Genomic DNA, 23,541 nt, shown 5'->3' with positions numbered 1-23,541 from the left:
ATGGGTAAATGTACAAAATAAGATAAAGCCGAAAAGGTTTCGGCTTGTTCCGGCATCGAACGCTTAACGCAGGACGCTGAAAGCTTTGTATTCCCCGGTTTTAATTGACCGGGAATGATACGCCTGTCATTTCTTCGCTTAAAGTCCACAACCGCGCTGCATTTGCAGCATCGATAGAGTAGGGCTGTACGCCGTGCAGCGTTGAAGGGTCGTCGTAGTTGTGCGCTATATTCCCTGCATCCACATCGGCTATGTCGGCATTTTCGCAATAAACGCCGCCGATATTTTGTAATTGCACACTGGTTGCACACCATACGGTTGTTGCTGCGCCCTGTTCTACATTTTTAAGTGTAGCGGCTACCTCTGGTTTAAGATTCCCGTTTTCATCATGGGTGCCCATTTGCTGAAATAAAGCGATAGGCGCTACACGGCCAAGATCGGTACCGATCACTGAACCCGGATGAACGGCATAAGCACGAACCCCGAATGCTTTTCCTCGTTTGTCGAGCTCAACCGTGAACAGGTTATTGGCTGTTTTCGATTGTCCGTATCCTTGCAGGGTTTCATATGGGCGGTTAACGAAATTTGGATCTTCGAAATTGAATGGCGCCATCTGGTGCCCGAAGGACGATACATTGATGACCCTGGCGCTGCCGGCTTTCTTTAATGCCGGCCAAAGCTGGGCGGTTAACTGAAAATGCCCGAGGTGATTGGTAGCAAGCTGCGATTCATAACCCCGTTTATCGCGCTGCAGGGGCACCCACATGATACCGGCGTTATTTACCAGTATATGTAATTCGTCATGTAACGCAAGGAATTTTTGTGCAAACTGATCGATGGAGACCGGGTCCATCAGGTCCATTTTTTCAATAGTTACATGGGGCAGGCCCTGTAAATTGGCTGCCGCCTTTTTCGTATCACGGGCAGGCACAATCACTATAGCGCCTGCGGCAACGAAAGTCTTTACTGTTTCCAAACCGATACCGGCATAACCGCCGGTAACGATGGCCGTTTTACCGCTGAGGTCGGTTCCTTTTATAACATCATGAACTGTTGAAGTTGCATTAAATCCTGATGGAAGGGGATGCTGCAGGGTGCCGTTGTTGTTGTTTGTATTTTTCATTGTTTAAAATTTACAATACAAAGCTACCCGCTATGGCAAAACGGTATTTTGTTTAAAACGTCAAATTGCTTTGTTCAGAACGTCAATATAACTGGCAATGTGCAATTGGCAGGGATTGCCGATATTTCGGCATTCCTGTAATTCGCTAACTTATTGCCTATTGCCCATTGAATTCCTCCCCCTTATTTTAAGAATTTATCCCCCTCGTCAGCTACTGTAGTGTATTTAATTTTAACTGCGGAATCATTTAACATTTTCGATGCACTGGCCATGAAGCAGGGAACCTGAAACCTGTTGCCTGTTGCCTGTAATTCGAAAGTCCCGGGTACGGACCGGTAACCGGCAACCGGTGCCTGGTTAACCTTCATCTAAAAAACGATTGCAATGAAAAAACTGTTTATTTGTCTGCTCCCTGTAATGGTAGCAGCCTGTTCAAAAACGCCTGTACGGGAAGAAACGCCTGCGCCTGACAACCGGTTGCCCGTAACCGTAAACGCTACCAATAATTTCAAAGGAGTGAACTGGGCCGACCCGGCCGATAACTTTAAAGACGATCTGGTGATCGTGAGCGGACTTTCCGCTTCCGACAGCTATGCCGGCGTTCAAACGAAATCGGGGCCTGTTCTTACCGCGTTTCAGAACCGTGGCGCCAATACGGTGCGGCTGCCGGTGAACCCGGCTACAGTTTCCCAATCGTACTGGAATGCCTATACGGGCGCTATCGATTTGGCTGCCAGCAGGGGAATGAATGTGATCCTCGCATATTGGGAGAGCGCCAGTTCGCGTAACGGACTGATAGATAATACCACGCAGTTCTGGAATATGTGGCAGGCCATTATCAGTAAATATGGCACCAACAGCCGCATTTATTTTGAACCCTTCAACGAACCGCATGGGTATAGTGCCAACGATCTCAATAATTTGTATGCAACCTTTCTGAGTAATTATCCTTCTGTTCCGCGCGGCCGCATTATTCTCGACGGACAGGGATACGCGCAGAACGTAAATGTAGTAGGGGCCGATAGCCGGTTGAGCGGTTGTTTGCTTTCTTACCACAACTATACCTGGTTCGATAACAACAAAACAACCGTCGGCGACTGGGTGGCAGCCATACAATCCATCAACTATCCCGACCGCACCATTGTAACCGAATTCGGAATTCCCATGACTACGGGTAAGAACTACCTCGGCGCCCCGGGGAGCGACCGCGAGATCGCTTATTTTCAGGGAATGACGCAGGGCATACTGGCCCGCTCAATGGGTTGCGTTTACTGGCCCGGTTTGCGCAATGGCGACACCTATAGCTTGCTTACCCTGAATGGTTCTACATTAACGACCAACAATACCTCCGGATTGACCCGGCTGCAATATGGATGGGGTAATACTCCGGTTAGTTTTCCGCAGGGAAGTTTTAACAGTTCGGCCTGGTATCGCATTGTATGCCGGCAAAGCAATAAAGCGCTCGATGTGAATGGCTCTTCCACTGCCAATGGCGGCGCTATAGTGCAATGGGATTACTGGGGCGGCAATAACCAGCAATGGAAAATAACCAGTTTGGGCAATGGCTATTACAGCATCATAAACCGCAATAGCAATAAGGCGCTGGATGTGAACGGCGGTTCCACTACTGCCGGCACCGGTATCATTCAATGGGATTATAGCGGCGGCAACAACCAGCAGTGGCGTATTGTGGATATGGGTTTTGGCTATTTTGAAATAACCAACCGCAACAGCGGGCAATCGCTCGATATCAATGGCGGTTCTACCACCAACGGCGCCTCAGCGATCCAGTGGCCCTACAATGGCGGCCGCAACCAGCAATGGCAGATCGTGCAGTAGACGCAGAACGCGGAACGCAAATGCAAAACGCCTAACGCAAAAATGGCAGAACAGGGAGCATTGACCTGTGTTTCGCGTTAAACAAAGCAGTAGCATAACCGAAATGTGCCACACCTGGAAAGTGTGGCACATTATAACTTTTGATTACTTGTTTCCGGCATTACCGGTTACAGCGCTGGGTACGCCGCTGCCAGCGGTCATTGAATAAGAATAAGGAACCGCGAAAACTGATGAATTGGGCGCCCATGTTGGAATGGTGGTACCGCTAAATACGTTACCGCTGTTCCAGTTGATTCTTCCCTGCGCACCTGAACTGCTATAGTTCTTCCAGGCATTGCTCTGGTTCAGAAAATAACAGTTCTCCACCCTGATCTGGCTTTCATTACCAACGCCAACACAATAGTTACTGCCCGATGCTGCATAATAATTATTGTAGCAGTGTACCTGGCCAAAACGCACGCGTGGCATTCTTTCCTGGCAGCCCGCATCGTACCAGTTATGGTGCATGGTTACACGCAGTTTACCACGGTCGCCGGTTGCGTTGTCGCCATTGCCAATGAGGTTCACATATTTGTGCGAAGATTGCGAAGCATACCGGAACCGGCACCACGAAACCGTAACCAGATCAGAGGCCCGCACAATATCGAGTTCTCCATCTGAACAGTCGGTAAACTGGCATTTGGTAATAAATACCCTTGTACTTCCCGATACTTCAATGCCATCTCCGGTACCCGCACCCGAAGGATTGGTGATATTAAGGTTTTGAATAATTACATTGCTTACGCCCGAAAGCCGCAGGCAACCAATAATACCTGAGCCTGAATTGGCGCCAATAATGGTTTTATTCGACTTTACATTTACCTGGCTCGATCCCAGGTTGAGATTACCGGAAACTGTAATGAGTTGACTGCTGCTCGATTCAGCTGCTGTTCTGAAAGCTGCCGCTGTGGTAACTGTTATCGGACTGGAACCACCCGTGGTGCCGGCCGCAAAACCATTGGCAGTTGCAACTGTAAATTCAGTGTTTACGTCTTCGTTCGAAGAAACACCGGGATCCTGTTGGTTTGATCCTGTATTTTTCTGGCAGCCCGTAGTTAATACACTGGTGGAAATAGTGGCGCATACGAGTAGTGCACCGATTGGCAGAATCGTTTTTTTCATGATGGCAATAGTTTAAAAAATAAATGATAAATGGTTATGTCAGAGCGCTCTGAACATCAATAAATAGCTCAGTAGTCGATAGGGTAGAACTATCGCAGAAATAGATGATGAACGTACTTTTAGGAGAGGGTATAAAATGTACAGGTTCCGGGTAATTATCTTCTTTCAGGCTTATTAAAGTTAGTTTCGTTTTTTCGTTTGCATGATAGCGGGAGAGAATTTATTTACGCAATCGTTCCCGGAGCGTGGGTCATATTATATTTGGCGCGGTACTCGAGTGGCGACAGGCCTGTAAGTTTTTTAAACACTTCGCGGAATGCTTTGTCGTCGGTGTAACCAACATCGTTCATTACTTCAAATACAGTTTTCTTACCGCTTTCCAGTGACCTTTTTGCCACTTCCACTTTTACACGTTGCAGGTATTCCACGGGGGTATTACCGGTAGCCTTTATAAAACGGCGGTCGAAATTACGTCTGCTGACGGCCAGTTTGGCGGCCAGTTCTTCAAACGATATTTTTTCACCAAGGTTTTCTTCTATAAAGTTTTGCGCTTCACGAATCACATCATCATCGTGGTTCTTCTGGATCTGGAAGATCAGGAAGGGCGATTGTGATGACCTTTCAATGTCTATCTGGAAGATCTTTGAACAGAAGATGGCCGTTTGCCGGTCGAAGTATTTTTCAACCAGGAACAATACCAGGTTAAGAAACGAGAATGCACCACCATTGGTATAAATGCCCGGTTCACTGGCTATCAGTTTATCGATGTGCAGGTTGATATTGGGGAACATTCTTTTGAAATCACCGGCCACATTCCAGTGGGTAGAACAGGTTTTGCCTTCAAGCAAACCCGTTGCCGCCAGTAAAAAGGCGCCAGAACAAATGCTGGCTATTTCTGCACCTTTGTTATACTGTTCTTTGATCCAGCTGACCATTTCCAGGTTCTGTTCTATCATACTTTCAAAACCGTTATTGGCAATGGAAGGAATGATCACCAGGTCGGCTTTATCGATGTTTTTTATATGTACGGGATGGATGGTGAACAAACCCGCATCGAGTTGCAATTCCGGCGTGAACCCAGCCACAATGACTTCCATCTTTGATTCATTGCCTGTCCGTTGCCAGTAGTCATTGGCGCGGGTTAGTATTTCATATGAGCCTGCTACGCTGCTGAGGTTTACATATTCGTTCGGTACCAGTATTACCACTTTTTGCATGATGGATCGTTTGTATAAAGATACGGATTGCTTTGTCCAATTCAACCCTATGGATTGTCTATTTTACACCCGATTAAAGTTGGTGTAAGCCGGTAGCTTTGATGATCAAAAAAATATAACTATGTCGTCAAAAGATTTTACCACAACCATCGTAGTGGATCAAACGCCTATGGACGTGTTTAATGCCATCAATAATGTTCGTGGCTGGTGGTCAGAGGAAATAGCAGGTAGTACTGATCAGCCCGGCGCCGAATTCGATTATCATTACCAGGATGTGCATCGTTGTAAAATGAGGATCATAGAGTTTGTTCCCGGCAAAAAGGTCGTATGGGAGGTGCTTGATAATTATTTCAAATTTACCAACGACAAAACAGAATGGACAGGCAATACGATCGTTTTTGAGATCACCGGGAAAAACAATCAAACCCAGCTTCAGTTTACACAGGTTGGACTGGTTCCTGAATATGAATGTTTTGATGTTTGCAGGAAAGCATGGGGGAATTATGTTACCAATAGTTTATATAACCTCATCACTACCGGTAAGGGCGCGCCTAATCCTAAAGAAGGTGGTTTTAATGAGCAGTTGGTTAAAGAACATCAACTGGGTTAAGTTGAGTTATTCAGTTATTCAGTTATTCAGTTATTGAGTTATTCAGTTGTTTAGTTTTTGCCTTAAACTGAACAACTGAATAACTGACCAACTATTTGCTTTGAAAGAGAGGTCTTCGCCATTGGTGTTTATGACGTTTCTGTCGGCCTGCAACTGCAGTCTGGCTGCTGCACCTGCGGTGCGTACGGTATCTGCCGCCCAGGGTTTTCCATGCTTGTATGCAACCTACCGCAAGGTACCGGGTTCATATAGTACACTGTCCCACCGCAGACGGTATTCGTACGCTCCTTTCTTTTTTCTGCCCAATGATCTGTTATTGAGAAAAAGTTCTGCTTCATGAATTTCCAGCCGGCGTTCAGGTTGATGCGTTCCCGAACGGGCGCGGCCGCCTGATCAGGAGCAGCTGTTTTTGTAGCTGCCTGGCTTTTACAATCCGCAGGCAAAAAGTCGTTCAACACTACACCTATAAAAAGCATTCGAAGTGACTGGCAAACATGCTTTCGTACTGTGCTCAACTGTATGACGGGGTAATTTCTCTTGAATCGTTAATGAATGGAGATGATTTTATAATACGATGTAACCGATTACAATATATTTTTGTTTATTTTACTCTGTGCCTCCTTATCGGCAGCCCGGGGCCCTGATTGTAAAGCTGGCCGAAGGCCGGTAATGGCGAAGAGAGAAAAGTGACTATGTGTATTTACCTGGTTTACCGCAAACCCTGATCCTGAAATTTAATGAGGTGAAGGGCTGGTTAAAATAGGATCATAATTGGTTATAATAGTATTGAATGTCAGTTTTTTATTTATTTTCGTGAATACCCGGTCGCCTGAAATTGTAAATTCACGATTTGTTGGGTAATCCGGTGCATTATAAGCTGAAGGATTTAGGAGTTAATGATTCGAAAAGAAGACCTGGATCATTCATCAGGGAAATTACAACTGGCAGAATCTTATGTAAACGATTTCAGTATTTTTAGGTAAAATGCACCTTAAACGACGATTGCGACAAAAAAACAACACACTATATAACATATGAAAAGAAAGATCTTTTTAATGGCATCGGCCATAGCGGTAATTACCGCCTGCAATGATGCCGGTAACAGCACAGCCCCCACAACAGATTCAACCGAGATAAACACCAATGCTGCGGATGATAAATACCTGCAGCAACCGTTGGTATCGCATATTTATACCGCCGATCCTTCGGCCCATGTTTTCAACGGCAGAATATACATTTATCCATCGCACGATACGGCAACCGGTACGCCTGAGAATGATAATGGCGATCATTTCAATATGATGGACTATCACATTCTTTCTATGGACGCCGTAGGGGGTAAAGTAACCGATCATGGTGTGGCATTGCATGTAAAGGATATTCCCTGGGCGGGCCGGCAGTTATGGGCGCCCGACGCAGCCTTTGCCAACGGTACATATTATTTATACTTTCCTGTAAAAGACAAACAGGATGTATTCAGGATAGGCGTAGCTACGTCAAAAACGCCGGAAGGACCATTTACCGCAGAAAAGGAACCTATAAAGGGAAGCTATAGTATCGATCCCTGTGTATTCAAAGACGACGATGGCTCGTATTATATGTATTTCGGGGGTATCTGGGGCGGACAATTACAACGCTGGAACAATAACAAATACGACAGCGCCGGCAAACTGCGTCAGCCCGATGAACAGGCCATTTTACCCCGCGTAGCCAAATTAAGCGCCGATATGAAAAGTTTTGCCGGGCCTGTTAAGGAAGTAAAGGTTGTAGACAGCGCCGGTAAATTGTACAAAGAGAAAGATAACGACCGCCGGTTCTTTGAAGCTGCCTGGATGCATAAATACAATGGAAAGTATTATTTCTCTTATTCAACCGGCGATACGCATAATATCGTATATGCCATTGGCGATAATCCGAACGGACCGTTCACCTACAAAGGCGTATTGCTTTCACCCGTTGAAGGCTGGACCAATCACCACTCGATAATTGAAAAAGATGGCAAATGGTATTTGTTCTATCATGATATACAATTGTCGGGTAAAACACATTTGCGCAATGTAAAGGTTACCGAATTGAAACATAACGCTGATGGAACTATAACAACAATACATTCACAGCGGTAAAGTAAGAAAGGGGCGCCCGGCGAACACCCCCCATTTACCGAAAGCGCTGTTTGCTCATATTTGTTCTAATTAAGCCCCGGTATTGGCCGGGGTTTTTTGTTTGTGAGCGAAAACGCGAAGATCACATAACGCTGGAATATAGTGATAAGCCATTACCGCCACAATTTATGTCATTGAATATAGAGAAGGGAAAGGGTATCAAAATGCCCCCCATTTTAAATTAGTTAGCCCCCTGTGCGTCATCAGGCATCAAGGTAAATTCATGATCAATTCAATTACCTTAAAATTAAACCTTGTATGGGAAACAGATTGCTTGTACAACGCTGCCTGGCGTTGTTTATTCTTGTGCCATTAATTATTGTAAGCTGTAAAAAAGATGGCGTCCCCGAAAATGCCGGCACAGACGCTCCTGCAGTGAATACCACCAAACAGGAGGACCTTTCCGCGGCAAGAGTACCCGCTTCAGAAACGTTACAAACCCTGGCCAATGGTACGTTCCTCATCGTAAACCGCAAAAGCGGTATGGTACTCGATGTGGCTTCAGCCTCAACGGCGAATGGCGCCAATGTATTACAGTGGGGCGCTGCCGGCGCAACCAATCAACGGTGGACACTGACGCAACTGTCGGGCGGATATTATTCGATCATTGGTGTACAAAGCGGTAAATCGCTGGAGGTATACCAGAGTGGCACAGCCGATGGTAACAATGTGAGCATCCAGGATTATTCCGGCGCCAATAACCAGCAATGGCAATTCATCAGTGTTGGAAACGGTTATTACCGTATCGTAAACCGCAACAGCGGTAAGGATCTGGATGTGGCCGGGCAATCGGAATCACCGGGTGCGAATGTTGCACAATGGGGCTACTGGGGCGGTGAAAACCAGCAATGGGGCTTGTTACGGGTAACGCATAGCGGACAACTTACCTGGACGCTCACCAGTACCAATGTGCCGGCCGATGTGCAAACCCGTATAACCAATGCCATGAATGCAGCCTGTGCCCGGTACAATGCCGGCGCCAACTGGCCTGCCCGCACATTGACGGTTGAGTATAACACCGGCGTTCCTACCGCAGATGGCAGCACCAACGGTAACATCAGGTTTGGTGCAAATACCAGCTACCAGGCTGTTCGAACAGCTATGCATGAAATTGCGCATACGTATGGCGTTGGCCTGTCGTCGGGATGGAATTCGAATATTTCCGGTGGATTATTTGTCGGCACGATTGCGGTTGATTGTATCCGCTCGTTCGACGGGCCTGGTGCGGTGATCAATACCGGTGGCGGGCATTTCTGGCCGTATGGACTTAATTATGATAGTGAATGGTCGGAAGCCGGCGCTTACCGGCATGTGAAAATAGTGTGGGCCATGCGGGCAAGCGGAATGTAAATAAATTTAAAAAGAGTTGGGCCCCTCTTTCCAGGGGTGGGCCAACTTTTTTTATAGATATGCAATATTGAACTCAATACCCCGCAGCTCATCGATGGATATTGAAGTTCAACTTCAACTTATTTAAAGTCTATAGAATAGTGAGCATTGTCATCGCATATGAATGTTACCTATTTCGCTTCCTGTAGTTTTTTATAATCGGTTTCGCGTTCCCCCATTACCGCATCGTAATCGCTACGGCCGGCAAAGGCTTCAGGATTATAGGCGTCGCCTTTCTTTCTTTTTTTGTGCATATCGAACTGGCTGGTATGCGATGCTACCCAAAGATCAAATTGTATCTTCTTCATCGTGTCGATAGTATAGCCAAAATCCTTACCGATATCCGCATAACCGGGCATACCGCTCAAATTTGTTCCGCCTAAAATGGTAGGTATGTTTGCGATCAGCACAGTATAATTTTTCTTTTCATCTTTTACGGTTACAAGGTAACTGCAGGAACCCTTTGTATGGCCGGGATGGTGCAGCAGCTCCAGTTTTGTGCCGCCCAAACTAATGGTATCGTGATCTTTCAAAAGTTTATCAGCCTTTACCGGTAGGAACAAAGGACCTTTTCCTCCCATATAATAATCTGAGTTGCCGCCATCTGCCAGCGCCTGGGCGTCTTTTTCATCGACCCACATTTTGGCGCCGGTGCGTTTTTTTATATCAGCCATACCGGCCACATGATCATAATGCGCCTGGGTTGTTAGCAGGATCTTTATATCGCTCATTTTAAAACCCAGTTGCTCCATGTTCTTTTTTATCATGGGAACCGATTCGGCCAAACCGGTATTGATAAGAATATGGCCTTTGGGCGTAGCCAGCAAATAGGAGCTAAGATCATACGTGCCTACATAATACAGGTTGCCGGCAATCCGGAACGGTTCGCAGGGATCGCTCCATTCTTTATTGTTATTGGGTAACGGCGCCAGTTGTTGCGCAACAGGGGAAATACGGGCGATCAGCAGGAATAGAACAGATATTAAAATTATTTTCTTCATTTGTGTGATGTTTAGCCAGCCTGAAACAGCAAATTTAGAACCATTATTACATTAAAACATAAAGGGTGCATCTCTTAATTCAGGAGGCGCACCCTTTTGCGTAATTTTAGTAAGACGAGTACTTTATAGGGGATAACCGAACCCTAAAAGGCGGGTCATCCGATAATCAGTTAAACAGCAATACTACCGGCTCCATACCCGCGGCCTGCAGCTTAACTTCATATGCTCCGCCTTTGGATGCAGGCTGCACATATACGATCAGCTTACCATGTCTTGCCTTCCTTGTATCTGCTTTATAATCGCTCACATCATTGGCGTCACTGTTCTCGAGGCCCAGTAAAGTGGCGGCGCCTTTTATACTTACAGTAACGGCATCTTCTGCATCATATACTTTTTGTCCTTTGTCATCGGTAAGTGCCACTTCAATTTGCTGCACACCGGTACGTGCATCGATGAGGGGATCTTTATAAATACCGGCCGCAATTTTAGTAGCCTTACCTGTAGTGGCCAGCGAATACCGGGCTGCTTCTTTGCCATCTTTGTATCCTTTTGCGATCAGTTCACCGGGGTGATACACCGTGTTCCAGTACATCAACCTGTTCTTCGAATCAGCCATCGTTCTTTTACCCAATGATTCTCCATTGAGGAACAATTCTGTTTCATCGCAATTGGTAAAACAGTTTACCCTGATGGAATCCCCATCGGTTCCATTCCATTTAGGCGCAGCCTGCCGGTGGCTCCAGATCCCATTGTCTTCCGATTTGGGAATATGGGCTGTACCGATATACACCATCGGTTTTTGTGTCCAGAGGCTTTGCCGGAAATAATACTCCGGTTTGGCAAAACCGCCAAGGTCTAACAGTCCCGCCTGGTTGCTGCGGTTCGGCCATTCACCGGCTTCACCGAGGTAATCGATACCCGTCCACAGGTACATGCCGGCCACATACGGTTTGCTGGCAGCATTCCACGCTGAAAGCCGCATACCGTTTTCACTATCATAGATTACCCGGTTGGGATATTTTTTATGGTCTTCTTCATAGCGGTAATCCTGGTAATTATAACCCACAATATCGAGGTTGGCGGGATAGCTGGTGGTGTTCGACATAACAACACCGGCAAGTGCGGCTGTAACAGGGCGGGTGGTATCATATTTTTTTGCCACCTGTACCAGGTGTTTCGAGATCTCACCCAATCGTGAGGCTGGCGGATGCGTGGAATCGTACCCCCTGCCATAGATCTGCGGATTATTACCGCTGTTCAGGATCTCATGCGTATAGGGATCATTTGGATAATCGATCTCATTGCCAATACTCCACATGATAATAGAGGGGCGGTTCCTGTTACGCAGGATCATGTCGCGCAGGTCGCGGTCGGCCCATTCTTTAAAATAAGTATTATAACCATCCCTGCCCGGCGTGCCTTTGTTCCAGCCTTTGATCCATTTGTTCTTGCCTGCTTCCCATTCGTCAAACGCCTCGTCCATTACCACAAAACCCATTTCATCGCATAAGCGGTATAGATAATCGGCATGGGGGTTATGGCTAAACCGTATGGAGTTTACGCCGGCTGCTTTCAGGGTGCGGAACCTTCTGATCCATACTTCTTCGGGAACGGCCACCCCCAGTACGCCCGCATCGTCATGTATACAAACGCCCAGCAGTTTGGTATATACTTCGTTCAGGAAAAAACCGTTGTTGGCGTCATACCTGATCGAGCGAATGCCGACCTTGTCTGTCCATTCGTCGGTTTTCTTTCCGCCAGCCAAAAGCGACACCCGTAGAGTGTACAGGTAAGGGTTATCAACCGACCATAATACAGGATTTGAAACATTGAAAGTACAACCGGCCTCGGATGTGGTTTTTGTATTGGCGGTTATATTCTTTTGTGCCGTTGCTATCTGTTTGCCATCTTTATCGAGTAATGTGCATTGTACGGTTACCGGCTGGTTTGCCTTGCTGCTATTGGCTACTGTTACCGCTATGTTTGCGGTTGCGCTGGCTGCCGATACAACGGGGGTGCTGAATGCCACGCCCCATTTATCGATGTGCACCGGGTTGGTGGCAATGAGATATACATTGCGATAAATGCCTGAACCGGTATACCATCGTGAATCGGCAAAGGCGGAATGATCTACTTTTACCGCAAGGGTATTGTTGCCGCCGGCTTTCAGGTATTGCGTTAGTTCGTATTGAAACGGAATAAACCCGTTCGGCCGTTTACCAATGGAGTGGCCATTGATAAACACTTCGCTGTTCTTGTAAACGCCATCAAAATAAATGAATACGTTCCTGCCGCTCCATTTTGCCGGAAGGGTAAATGTTTTACGGTACCAGCCGATGCCGCCCGGCAGGTAACCGGTTCCACTGGCCCATTCCTTACTGAAGGGGCCTTCAACGCTCCAGTCGTGCGGCAGGTTCAGCGTGCGCCAGGAGGCATCGTTGAATGCCGTCTTTTCCGCTTCTTTTACCTCGCCTTTGTAGAACTTCCAGTTGTCGTTGAACAAAAGCTGCTGTCTGGTTTCCTGGGCAAATGCAATCGCCGGCAACAGGAACAATAACAGCACACAATAATTACGATTCCAGTTCATATTCCCGAATTGTTATGATTTTACAGACTTCGTTCCCGTTCGTTCATTAAACAAAAAGGCGGCATGGCCGCAGCTCTTTGGTATTAAGATATTGATTTTAATTGAAAGATTAGTAGCCGCTGTTTTGCGCTATTTTGTTATTGCTGGCCTGAATTTCAGCCCGTGGTATGGGCAGCCAGTAATGTTTGCTTTCGAATTTACGGCCATCCAGCGCTACTTTGGTGGCATAGGAATAAGTGCTTCCTGTTTTGGTAACGGTTATACCGCCGGCCGGTTTGTTTTCCGTTACTTCGGCTATCTTCCATCTTCTTACATCATAAAAGCGATGCTCTTCGAAAGCCAGTTCAACCCGGCGTTCGTAACGGATGGCATCACGCATTTGCGTTTGTGACAAACCGGAAGCAAGTGCCGGCATGTTAACACCTGCTCTTTGCCGAACCAGGTTTACCGCGGTACGGGCCGACAGGGTAGAACCGGGTGGCACTACATCTGCTCCGTAGGCTTCATTGGCAGCTTCTGCAAAGTTCAACAGTATTTCCGCATAGCGGATATAGTACCAGGGCTGAAAACCGGCATTGCCCCAGGGATTTTGCAAAGGATAGGCGTCGTTCATGAATTTTTTAAGGTAATAACCGGTTTTGGAAGTATTCCAGTTATCAGGACCATCCTTGCTGTCTTTACCACCAGGCAAAAATGTTTCTATGGTACTGCCGCGGTAGGCGGCGCCGTTATACAGGATGGTTTCGTAAAAGCGTTTGTCGCGGTTAACATATGGGTTCTGTGCATCGTAACCCGATGTGCCGTCGGTGATGAATTTCCCATTGTTCATCTGGTAATCATCTACCAGGTTTTGTAAGGGCAGGTTACCGCCCCAGCCGCCATAACTGTTGGGGCCGTTGGCAATTTCAAGATGGGTATGGCCTGCATTCTTCGTATACAACCGTTCAAAGATGGCTTCGCTGTTGTCGCCATTCAGGAACAGGTTGCCATAACCACCGGTATACAGGCTGTATTTATTCAGGCCTATAACCGCCTGTGCAGCGGTTACTGCTGCCTGCCAGGTACCGGTTGCATAAAGCGGGCTGGCCGCATATAACAATAGTCTTGATTTAAGCGCCAGTGCCGCGCCTTTTGTAGCGCGCCCTAGCAGCCATTTGTCGTCATTGTTCAATGGCAAAAGGGCTGCGGCTTCATCGAGTTGCGCTACTGCATAATCGATCGATTCTTTTAAGGATGCTCTTTTGAACAATGCTTCATCCTGCAGATTGTCGTTGAGGTTATAGACAGAGTCGCCCATTAAGATAGCCGCACCGTAATTTCTTATAATATCGTGATAACGGAATGCCCTGATGAATTTCAGTTCTCCCGTCAGGCGATCTCTTTTCGCGGCACTCATAGGGACTTTACCGATATTGGAGATAGCGAAATTGCAATCGCGGATGCCGCGATAACTGCGCCCCCAGATGGTACCGGCAATACCGGTGTTCTCAGGCGCCAGTAAACCTCTTTGCACCAGCCAGGTGTTATCATCGTTGTTGTAGATACTTTCGTCTGTTAACGAACTCCACATGGCATATTCAAATCCACGGCCGAAACCGGGATTGGTGCCATCGCCTTCTTTATCCTGTAACCGGATGCCTACATACCGGCCATATACATAATCTTCAAATAACAGCGAGTCTGAGAGGATAGCGCCTTCAGAAACCCGGTCAGTTGGCTGAATGGTAAGAAAATCTTTTCTGCAGGCGGTAAGCGCCGATGCGATACAAGCTGTATAAAATATATTTCGAAAGATGGTTGTTTTCATTGTCTGCCTATTTACAGTTTAAAATCTTAATCCTACACCCAGGTTTACAATTCGTTGCTGCGGATAGAACTGCCCGCTGTAATTATCGCCTTCCGGATCGTAGTCTTTCACTTTTGTAACGGTGAACAGGTTGAAGGCGCTCAGGTATACCCGCAGTGATTGCATTTTTAATTTTGTCAATGCCGCGCCGGTGATATTATAACCAAGCTCTATATTCTTCAATCGCAGGAAGGAGGCATTGTTCAGCCAGAATGTACTGGGGTACAAGCCGCCATTGACAGAAGCCGATGTACGGGTGTCGACCCGGGGATATGAACCGTTGGCATTCGATGGGCTCAAGCGATTATCGGCCCAACTGCTGTAAAAGTTACCAACCGTGCCCGACTCGGGCAATACGAACTGGCTTACGCGGGTTTGTCCGGCAAAGACGACAGATACGTCAAACGATTTGTAATCTGCATTCATCAATATGCCATACGTGATTTGAGGAATGTTGCCATATTTTGTTCTTACCTGGTCGTCGGCGGTGATCCTGCCATCGTTGTTATAATCCTGCAAAATAAGATCGCCGGGCTGCGCACCGCTCAGGTGCGGGTATTTGTTGATCTCATCTGCACTGCGGAAGATGCCGAGCGAATTATACAGGAGGTAATTGTTCAATGGGCCGCCGGTTTGTTTTTGCCAGGTAAGTACAGCCGGCGCTTCATCGATAAAGATGATCTTGTTTTTGGCATAGGTAATGTTGGCGGAAGCGCCATAATGGAATTTTCCTTTACGGTTGTTGTAACCCAATGTTGCTTCGATCCCATTGCTATTTACTTCACCGATGTTTTCAGAGGGAACCAAAGGATCGGAGCCAAATGGATTTACAATGCCGGTGACGGCAGGTATGGATGCGTTACGGTTGGCAAGGATATTGGTGCGTTGTTGTCTGAACCAGATGAATTCAAACGAGATATCCCTGAGCACAACCCCTTCTATACCGATATCTGTTTTACGCGCCTCCTCCCAATGTATTTGTGAATTGGCCAGTTTGGTAAGGTCAATGGCGGGCACTATACCCGGTCCCAATACCACCTGGCTGTTGAATGAATAATTGTTCAGGTACTGGAACATGGCCACGTTGTCATTACCCAATACGCCATAGGATGCACGGATCTTCAATTCATTTATAAACGTAAGGTCGCGGAACCATTTTTCATTGGAAATGCGCCAGCCTGCCGATACTGATGGGAAATAGCCATACCGTTTGCCGCTGGGGAAAGTAGATGAGCCGTCGATACGCATTTGTGCTTCGAACAGATAGCGTTCGTCATAGTTGTAGGCTATTCTTCCCAGATAGCTTTTGCGGGTGTAGTTATTGCTTTTGCCGCCATTGTCGCGGTCGGTAGCAGCGGTGCCGCCCTGCGATAATTCAGGTGTTTGAACCGAAGGGAAATTTATACGGGCAGCGCCGAAGGTGTCGCGTTTCATTTCACTTTGTTCGTATCCAATGAAGGCATTGATATTATGATCACCGAAATTATTTATATAGTTCAGCCTGATGTTGGTAGTGATCTGTGTTCTGTTCTCCTGGCTTTCATTGAGGGTAGCGGCGTTATTACTGCCGCCAACGACCCTCGGGTTATAATTATCAGTGGCCTTGTCGTATGAATACAGGACGTAAGGCGTATTGAATGTTTTTGTGAAGAACCACGATTTGTCTACCGCCGCAAATCCTTCTGCCGATAAGCCTTTTACGCCGGGAATATTATAACTGCTTTTCAATATGCCATTAAATACCTGGCCGGGATTTTTCGAAAGGCCGCCTATACTTGTTGCCATCAGCGCCGGATTATTTCCTTCAATACCAGTTGAAGGCAGGCCATTGGGGTAGAAGGCCGGGATGGTTGAGTAGGCGCGATAGATAGAGCGGAAGATGCTGCCTGCGGATGAGGTGGGGAATTGCCGGTCTTCTTCGCGGCCCGATAAGTACAGGCTCACCTTGAAGTCTTTGGTGATATTGGCGTCGATGTTCGAGCGGAAGCTGTATTGATTGTATTTGGCAGCGCCGTTTTTGTACAGGCCATCCTGGTAAAGGAAACCGGCGCTTAAATAATAACGCACATTATCTGAGCCGCCGGAAATCGAAACATTGGCATTGTCCTGCCCCGTGGAGTTTTTAAGGGTCGTTTTTGCCCAATCGGTATTGGGAAAGTTTAGCGGATCAGTGCCATCGGCAAACTTTTGAATGTCGGCAGCAGCGTATTGCTGGTTCATGCCGCCGGCCGGGTTATTATAATATGCAATTTCATTGCTGATGGCTGCGTAAGTGGCGGCATCGGCCATTTTGGGTAAACGGGTAGGGGAAGAAAAGCCATGGTCGTAACTGACCGAAATGGATGGTTTGCCCGTTTTGCCGCGTTTGGTGGTAATGAGAATTACGCCATTTGCGGCACGGCTGCCGTAGATGGCGGCAGAAGCGTCTTTTAATATAGACATGCTTTCAATATCGTTCGGGTTCAATCTTTCAAGCCCGCCTATCTGTCCCGGTACGCCATCAACTACGATCAGTACGTCATTATTATTGGTTGTACCTTTTCCGCGGATGGAAATACTGGAGCCGTCGTAACCCGGTTCACCGCTGCGGTTGTTAAGGATGATACCCGATACGCGGCCGGCCAGGGAGTTGGAAACGTTTACCTGCGGGCTCTTTACCAGGTCGGCGCCTTTTACGACAGAAACGGATCCTGTGAGCGTGGCTTTCTTTTGCGTGTTGTACCCGATCACGATCACTTCGTTGAGGTTGCTGTTCGCCGCGTTCAGGGTTACATTGATCTCTTCCGTACCATTTACGGTGATCTCCCGAACTGCATAATTAATATGTGTGAATACCAGCACCGACTTATCGGCGGCGGAAATGGAAAACTTACCAGCCGTATCGGTAACGGTGGATGTTTGAGTGCCTTTAATTGTGACGGTAACCCCAGCCAATGGACCTTCATTGCCGGTAACCCTGCCCTGAACCGGGGACTGGGCAAACAGCGGTAAACTGATCACGTGAAAAAAGGCAATGAGAAGCATTTGTTTGACGGCCCGGGTAAACAGAAAACCGGCCGCCCTGTGTTGCAGGTGCAGAAATTGTCTCATACGAACAAGCTCGTTTGGGTTAAGAAATCAATTACGCTGAAGGCTTAAGGCTGAACGCTGAACGCTGGTTTCGAAATGCCATTCCCCCGAATATTTTCAGTAAGCCCGAAATCCGGGGATTAGGCCTTATGCCTTCTGCCTTGCGCCTTCAGCCTTCTGCAAAGTAGGTTGGTAAAAGGGGGAGAAGAGGGGGTAAATCACTAAAATGAGGGGGGTGAATTTAATGGGATAATGTGATAATTTGACAATGAAATACAGGGAATACAAAATGGGATAATGAATACTGTCACATCCTCATAGGTCGCTTTTTATCACATTGTGATCCCTGTTGAATGCGCCGCGGTATTTCTTTATATATTCCGATGGCGTCATATGGAATACTTTTACAAACTGTTCGCGGAAGTAGCGAACGTCATTGATGCCTACCTGGAAGGCGGCCTGCCTGATGTTCATGTTCTCCGTCAACATCAGCACCGCAGCCCGCCGGAGCCGGATAGAACGGATAAAAGCATTTAATGACTGGCCCGAGATCGATTTCACCTTATTATATAAGGCCGGATGGCTCATACCCATTGCCTGGGAGAATTTTTTGATGGTAAAGTCTTCGGTATCGATGTTCTGCTCTATCACCGAAATGCATTTACGCAGGAACTCCTGGTATTCGGCCGGCACTTTTGTGGATGTTTCTTTCAGGGTGATGCTGTCGAAAAAGAAACGCTGCAGCAGGTTGCGGTTCCGCAAAATAGTCTCCACTTTTGCCTGAAGCAGTGTTTTATCGAAAGGTTTGGTAATATAATCGTCGGCGCCGCCTTCAATACCTTTTAATTTCATATCGGTGGCGGCAGAGGCGGTGAGCAGGATCACGGGAATATGACCAAGGATATCGGACTGTTTCAATTTTGAACAGAGCTCCAGTCCATCCATACCCTGCATATTGATGTCGCTGATAACCAGGTCGGGCGTGTGCCGCAGGGCCAGTTTGTACCCATCGTCGCCATTATCTGCTGCATACACCAGGTAATTGTTTTCGAACATTTGTTGCAGGTACTGGGTGATGTCCCGGTTATCGTCTATCAACAGGATCGATTTCTTCTGTGTCACCACTTCTTCCGCCCGTTTGCCTTCCTGTTTAACGGGCGCCGGCTCATTTTCTTCCTCAGGTTGCTGGTCAGCTTCCACGGCCAATTCCTTCAGCAGATTGTGCTCTTCATTCACCTTGCCGGATACGAAATCGTAATGGGCGGGCAGGTGGCTGTAACCTTTATATAATGTAATGGAAAATGTGGTGCCCTGGTTCAACGCACTGGTACAGGTTACCGTGCCGTTATGGTTTTCTATATATTGTTTTACCAGGAACAGCCCGATACCGAAACCCGATTGCCGTTTGCCATGCCCTGCCTGTTGAAACTTTTCAAATATGCGCTGGCTGTCGGCCGCCTCGATGCCGCAACCGGTATCGCGAATGTCGAGGATCACCGTATTGTTTGTTTCCAGCACACTAAAAATAATAGAACCATGGTCAGGCGTGAATTTAAATGCGTTGGACAACAGGTTGAAAAGGGCAATTTCTATCTTTTCATAATCTGCATAAATGGTCAGGGAAGGCGTTACCGTTGTGAAGCGGTAATCGATGTTTTTCGTTTTGGCCTGGTGCACAAAGCACTGGTGAACCTCTTCGCAAAGGTGAATAATGTCGATGGCGGCAATTGTACAGGTATCGGATCCATTGTCTGCTTTTCTGAAAAGCAGTAACTGATCAACCAGGCTTAACAAACGACGCGCATTGCGCCATGCGGTTCTCAGATCGTTGCGGGGTTCTGTATGCAGCGCTTCCTTTAGCGGGTTGATGATCAGTGAAAGCGGTGTTCTGAATTCATGCGACACATTGGTGAAGAAGGTCATCTTCCGCTCCATCAATTCCTTCTCTTTTTCATTCTCTACATGTGCCAGTTTGATCTCGTAGCGTAACCGTTCCTGCGTGCGGGTATAGCGAATGTAGATATATATAATGCCGGCAAAGGACACCGCATATAATAAATAGGCCCACCACGTTCTGTACCAGGGCGGCAGCACTATAATGTTCAGCAGACGGGTTTCGTTGCCCCAGGTGCCGTCGGGGTTCATGATCTTCACCCTGAACTGGTATTTTCCTTCCTGCAATCGCGAGTAGTTGGCGGTTCTGATGCGGTTCACATAATTCCAGTCTTTATCCCAGCCCTGTAAGAAATAAGCGTAATTGATCTTGTCGGCGCCATTGTATTCCAGTGCCAGGAAATCGAGCGATACCACCGCGCGGTCGAAAGGAATGGTGACCTCGTCAATACGGTCGAGCGTTCTGGCTGTAATGTATTGATCATTCCCTTCGGCGGGCGCATTGTTTATTTTTAGTCCCGTCAAAAAAATGGCTGGTTGTTCAGCTTCATCCTGTACGCTGTCGGGATAAAAAACATTGAACCCTTTTATACCCCCGAAAAGGAATTCGCCGGTACTCAAAGCAAGACCTGCGTTGAAACTGAACTGGTTGCTTTGCAATCCGTCGGATTGAGAAAAGTTCCGGCAGGTTTTTGTCTGGGGGTTGAACCGGCACAACCCATTATAGGTGCTTAACCATAAATTACCGGCAGCATCTTCCAGCATCCGCAGAATGGAATTGCCGGGCAAACCGTCGGCTGTAGTAAAACGTTTGTATTTGCCTGTTGTACGATCGAATAATAATAAACCGCCCTCCTGGGTGCCGATCCAGAAATTGTGTTTCGCATCCTCATGAATACAGCGCAGGGTATAATCTATATTGTAGCGCTGATGTTTTTTGTTGTTGCGATCAATGCGGAAGAGGGTAGAATAATTGCCGCCCCAGAAACCGCCCTGCCGGTCTTCGGCAATACATTGCAGGTTGGTAATGTTATTGTCGAACAGCTCAAACTGGTTGCTTTGATAATTGAACAGGTACAGGCTGCCTTCGTTGGTGGCGCCGGCCCACAACCTGTTCTGAGCGTCGCGGTACAACAGCCACACATTATTCTCTTTTTCACGCGTTACCGGGTTGTAGCAATCGTAGCGGGTAAAGGTACCGGTGCTTTTATTAAAACGGTTGATGCCGCCCAGCCAGGTAGATACCCATATTTCATTATGCTTATCTTTAACAATACCTGTAATGAAATTACTGCTGATGGAATTACCGGTGGTGCTGTTGTTGACGTATTGAGTGAAGGTATTTTGTTTCCGGTTCCAGTACCGGAGCCCTGCACCATCGGTTCCAACCCAAAGATTGTTCTTTTCGTCTTCGCAGAACGACAGTATGAAGTTGTTGACGAGGTTGTCGTTCCCCGGCGGATTATACGTAATGTTCGTAAATGAGCTTGTGCGCGGCGCTAACATATTGATGCCGCCACGCAATGTGCCGATCCAGTTGCGGCCGTCTGCATCTTCATAAATAGCATACACGGCATTGCTGTTCACCAGCGGTTTACCTGTGGCTGAAACAAACGGCGATGCTTTTGTGTCGCCGGGCCGCAGTTGCAGCAGGCCATTGCCGTCTGAACCGATCCATAGCACATTCTGTTTATCGAAATTCAGGTTAACGATCTTGCTGCGCCAGGGAAGATAGTTGTTTGAATACTGCCAGGTGGAAACGTCGAAGTGATAAAGACCATTTTCGTTTCCCAGCCAGAGATTACCCTGTTTATCGGCTTTTAAGCTATTGGCCTGTTTAAAAGCATTGCTTACAAGCTGCAGGCTTTTTTTTGAATGATCGTACCGGCAGAGACCAACCTGTTGAATAAAGACCCAGATGGCATTGTGTCGTTTATCGGGTTCAACGGCAGTTACATCGTAGGAACTATGTTGCTGAAAAGGGACCTGTATACCGATTGAACGTTTGTTTTCAAACAGGAGTAATCCGTTTTGCTGGGTGCCTATAAGCATATAACCGGCAGCCGAGGCTTTAATGGTATGGATATTATCCTGCAGGTATTGCAGGGCCCCCCCGTTGAATGTGCTGTATTGTAACCGCGAAAAATTCGATCTTACCGGGTCATACACGCAGGCGCCTTTCAGTCCGCCCACCCAAATATTGTTTTCTTTATCCCCCTCGATCGTATAAATGGTATTGTTATTCAGGGAGGTGCTGTCGCCAATGACGTTCCTGAATATTTTAAAACCGTAGCCGTCATAGCGGTTGAGGCCATCGTAGGTGCCAAACCACATAAAGCCTTTATAGTCCTGGTAAATTGTAATAACCACATTATTCGATAAACCCTGGTCGATGCCGAGGTATTTTACCGGGTAATTCCAGGCAACTGAGCATGTTGCCAGCAATAGCAATATAGAAAGTGTGCCTATGGCTTTACAACGCATGTGATCCCCCCTTTCTGTAATCGTTAGCGGGTTAAAAGTAGGGAAAAATTAATTTTCCGGCAGCATAAGTGTATTTGTGACTATTTACGCTTCCCAATACCGGTTTTTATACCGCTATGAATAAAAATCAAACCATAAAGATCAAAATCCGTACCTCTAATTCACTGGTTAATAATAGGTTTGTAAAGATCTTCCAGCAGAAGATATTCATATTAAAAAGCTGCCGGGGTTATTAAGGGCTGCACCCTGGAAAAAGCGCCAACGCGCCATTGCCATAACCTTAACGATTGTCATATGAAACTATCATCCGCCTTCCTGCTTCATTTTATATTTTCCGAAACAAAGCTGGTCATTCCGGTTTACCGGCACCCGGGGGAGATCCGTTGCTGTAGTCAGCCGGTTTGCTGATAAAACCTGTACCCATTTTACAACCTGTAGCTGACGGGGTAACAGGGGCTGAGTGAACTAAACTGGCGGGTCAGGCAGTATGATTTGTGTTTACTGTTTTTTTACAGGAGGGGGCAGGATGGTTTGGCGTTTGAACCTTTACGGGAATGTATAGTATCAATTGGTAGTTTTTTATCCCAAATCGTTGATCTTTTTGAACACGTTTTAAGATATGGCGAATGGGTAAAAAAGATAAAGAGTGTATTTTTTAAAGTGAGTATAATAATCAATAATAGCAAAGAACCCGGCCATTGGGCCAACGCCCGGCGGTACAGGGAACAATTTGCATTTTATTTCGTACAGCGATAATCGTTCAGCTTTGAATGTCTATTCCAGGTGCAAATGATTATCCTGAACTCCTGTATTTCAATACAGGAGTTTTTTATTTATGGAGTATTATAAACGGCACACGTAATTGATTTACGCATTTAAAGCGATTACATTTTTTTTCTAAAAATAATTTACAGGAAGATGCAACTTCCCGGTGATGAATCTGCTCTTAGTAGAGAACTTTTTTTACGAGGCTGTTGTTTATGTGAACTGATATGTGTAATTTTGACAATTATAAATACTTGCCATCCCTGATAATCAAATCCCACCGATTGCAGGAAACGAAAGATTCAGATTGCCACAAGAGTTTTAACTACATCTGCAAACCGCTTGTCTAATCTATTGCAGAAACGAAAATTGCCTGTTGTTTTGCCTACATTGAA

At 46.7% G+C, this 23,541-nt stretch carries 13 protein-coding genes; 4 read left to right on the top strand and 9 right to left on the bottom strand.

Features of this window, described 5'->3' with window-relative positions:
* Window positions 1–100: 100 nt before the first annotated feature.
* Window positions 101–1,123, bottom strand: a complete 1,023-nt coding sequence (locus A4R26_RS20820) for an SDR family NAD(P)-dependent oxidoreductase (protein WP_081167867.1) — start codon at window positions 1,121–1,123, stop codon at window positions 101–103.
* A gap of 384 nt (window positions 1,124–1,507) precedes the next feature.
* On the opposite strand from A4R26_RS20820, the gene A4R26_RS20810 reads away from it, so the two are divergent.
* Window positions 1,508–2,962, top strand: coding sequence for an RICIN domain-containing protein (locus tag A4R26_RS20810; RefSeq protein ID WP_081167858.1), 1,455 nt, complete (start codon window positions 1,508–1,510; stop codon window positions 2,960–2,962).
* Between the two features lie 144 nt (window positions 2,963–3,106).
* On the opposite strand, the gene A4R26_RS20805 is transcribed toward A4R26_RS20810, so the two are convergent.
* Together A4R26_RS20805 and A4R26_RS20800 are read right to left on the bottom strand one after the other, a co-directional pair.
* Window positions 3,107–4,123, bottom strand: a complete 1,017-nt coding sequence (locus A4R26_RS20805; RefSeq protein ID WP_081167854.1) for a pectate lyase family protein — start codon at window positions 4,121–4,123, stop codon at window positions 3,107–3,109.
* A 224-nt stretch (window positions 4,124–4,347) separates the two neighbouring features.
* Complete coding sequence (locus A4R26_RS20800) at window positions 4,348–5,340, bottom strand: GlxA family transcriptional regulator (RefSeq protein WP_081167852.1); 993 nt, start codon at window positions 5,338–5,340, stop codon at window positions 4,348–4,350.
* A 121-nt stretch (window positions 5,341–5,461) separates the two neighbouring features.
* Here A4R26_RS20800 and A4R26_RS20795 point away from each other — a divergent pair, with 121 nt between their 5' ends.
* Entirely contained in the window at window positions 5,462–5,950 is a 489-nt protein-coding gene (locus tag A4R26_RS20795; protein ID WP_081167848.1) for an SRPBCC family protein, read from the top strand.
* A 225-nt stretch (window positions 5,951–6,175) separates the two neighbouring features.
* On the opposite strand, the gene A4R26_RS35470 is transcribed toward A4R26_RS20795, so the two are convergent.
* Entirely contained in the window at window positions 6,176–6,292 is a 117-nt protein-coding gene (locus A4R26_RS35470; protein ID WP_278248438.1) for a DUF4982 domain-containing protein, read from the bottom strand.
* A 692-nt stretch (window positions 6,293–6,984) separates the two neighbouring features.
* Here A4R26_RS35470 and A4R26_RS20785 point away from each other — a divergent pair.
* A complete protein-coding gene (locus A4R26_RS20785; protein WP_081167845.1) occupies window positions 6,985–8,073 on the top strand; it encodes a glycoside hydrolase family 43 protein in 1,089 nt (362 codons plus the stop codon).
* A 297-nt stretch (window positions 8,074–8,370) separates the two neighbouring features.
* Window positions 8,371–9,462 carry an RICIN domain-containing protein gene (locus A4R26_RS20780; protein WP_081167842.1) on the top strand — a complete coding sequence of 364 codons (1,092 nt, stop codon included), beginning with the start codon at window positions 8,371–8,373 and terminating at the stop codon, window positions 9,460–9,462.
* A 170-nt stretch (window positions 9,463–9,632) separates the two neighbouring features.
* Here A4R26_RS20780 and bla read toward each other — a convergent pair whose 3' ends face one another.
* The 5 genes from bla to A4R26_RS20755 all read right to left on the bottom strand — a co-directional run bounded on the left by bla (window position 9,633) and on the right by A4R26_RS20755 (window position 22,381).
* Window positions 9,633–10,502 (bottom strand): subclass B3 metallo-beta-lactamase, encoded by an 870-nt coding sequence (gene bla / locus A4R26_RS20775; RefSeq protein WP_081167839.1) that lies wholly within the window; start codon window positions 10,500–10,502, stop codon window positions 9,633–9,635.
* Between the two features lie 166 nt (window positions 10,503–10,668).
* Window positions 10,669–13,089 carry a glycoside hydrolase family 2 TIM barrel-domain containing protein gene (locus A4R26_RS20770; RefSeq protein ID WP_081167834.1) on the bottom strand — a complete coding sequence of 807 codons (2,421 nt, stop codon included), beginning with the start codon at window positions 13,087–13,089 and terminating at the stop codon, window positions 10,669–10,671.
* A gap of 109 nt (window positions 13,090–13,198) precedes the next feature.
* Entirely contained in the window at window positions 13,199–14,896 is a 1,698-nt protein-coding gene (locus tag A4R26_RS20765) for a RagB/SusD family nutrient uptake outer membrane protein (RefSeq protein WP_081167828.1), read from the bottom strand.
* An 18-nt stretch (window positions 14,897–14,914) separates the two neighbouring features.
* Window positions 14,915–18,025 (bottom strand): SusC/RagA family TonB-linked outer membrane protein, encoded by a 3,111-nt coding sequence (locus tag A4R26_RS20760; protein WP_081167824.1) that lies wholly within the window; start codon window positions 18,023–18,025, stop codon window positions 14,915–14,917.
* 294 nt (window positions 18,026–18,319) lie between these two features.
* Window positions 18,320–22,381: a two-component regulator propeller domain-containing protein gene (locus A4R26_RS20755; protein ID WP_081167820.1), complete on the bottom strand. Its 4,062-nt coding sequence runs from the start codon at window positions 22,379–22,381 to the stop codon at window positions 18,320–18,322.
* Window positions 22,382–23,541 lie beyond the last annotated feature (1,160 nt).

It is taken from the genome of Niastella populi, assembly GCF_002078015.1.
GTDB classification, from domain to species: Bacteria; Bacteroidota; Bacteroidia; order Chitinophagales; family Chitinophagaceae; genus Niastella; species Niastella populi.
Note: the sequence above shows the minus strand (reverse complement) of the source record. Positions and strands in the feature narration are given on the sequence as shown.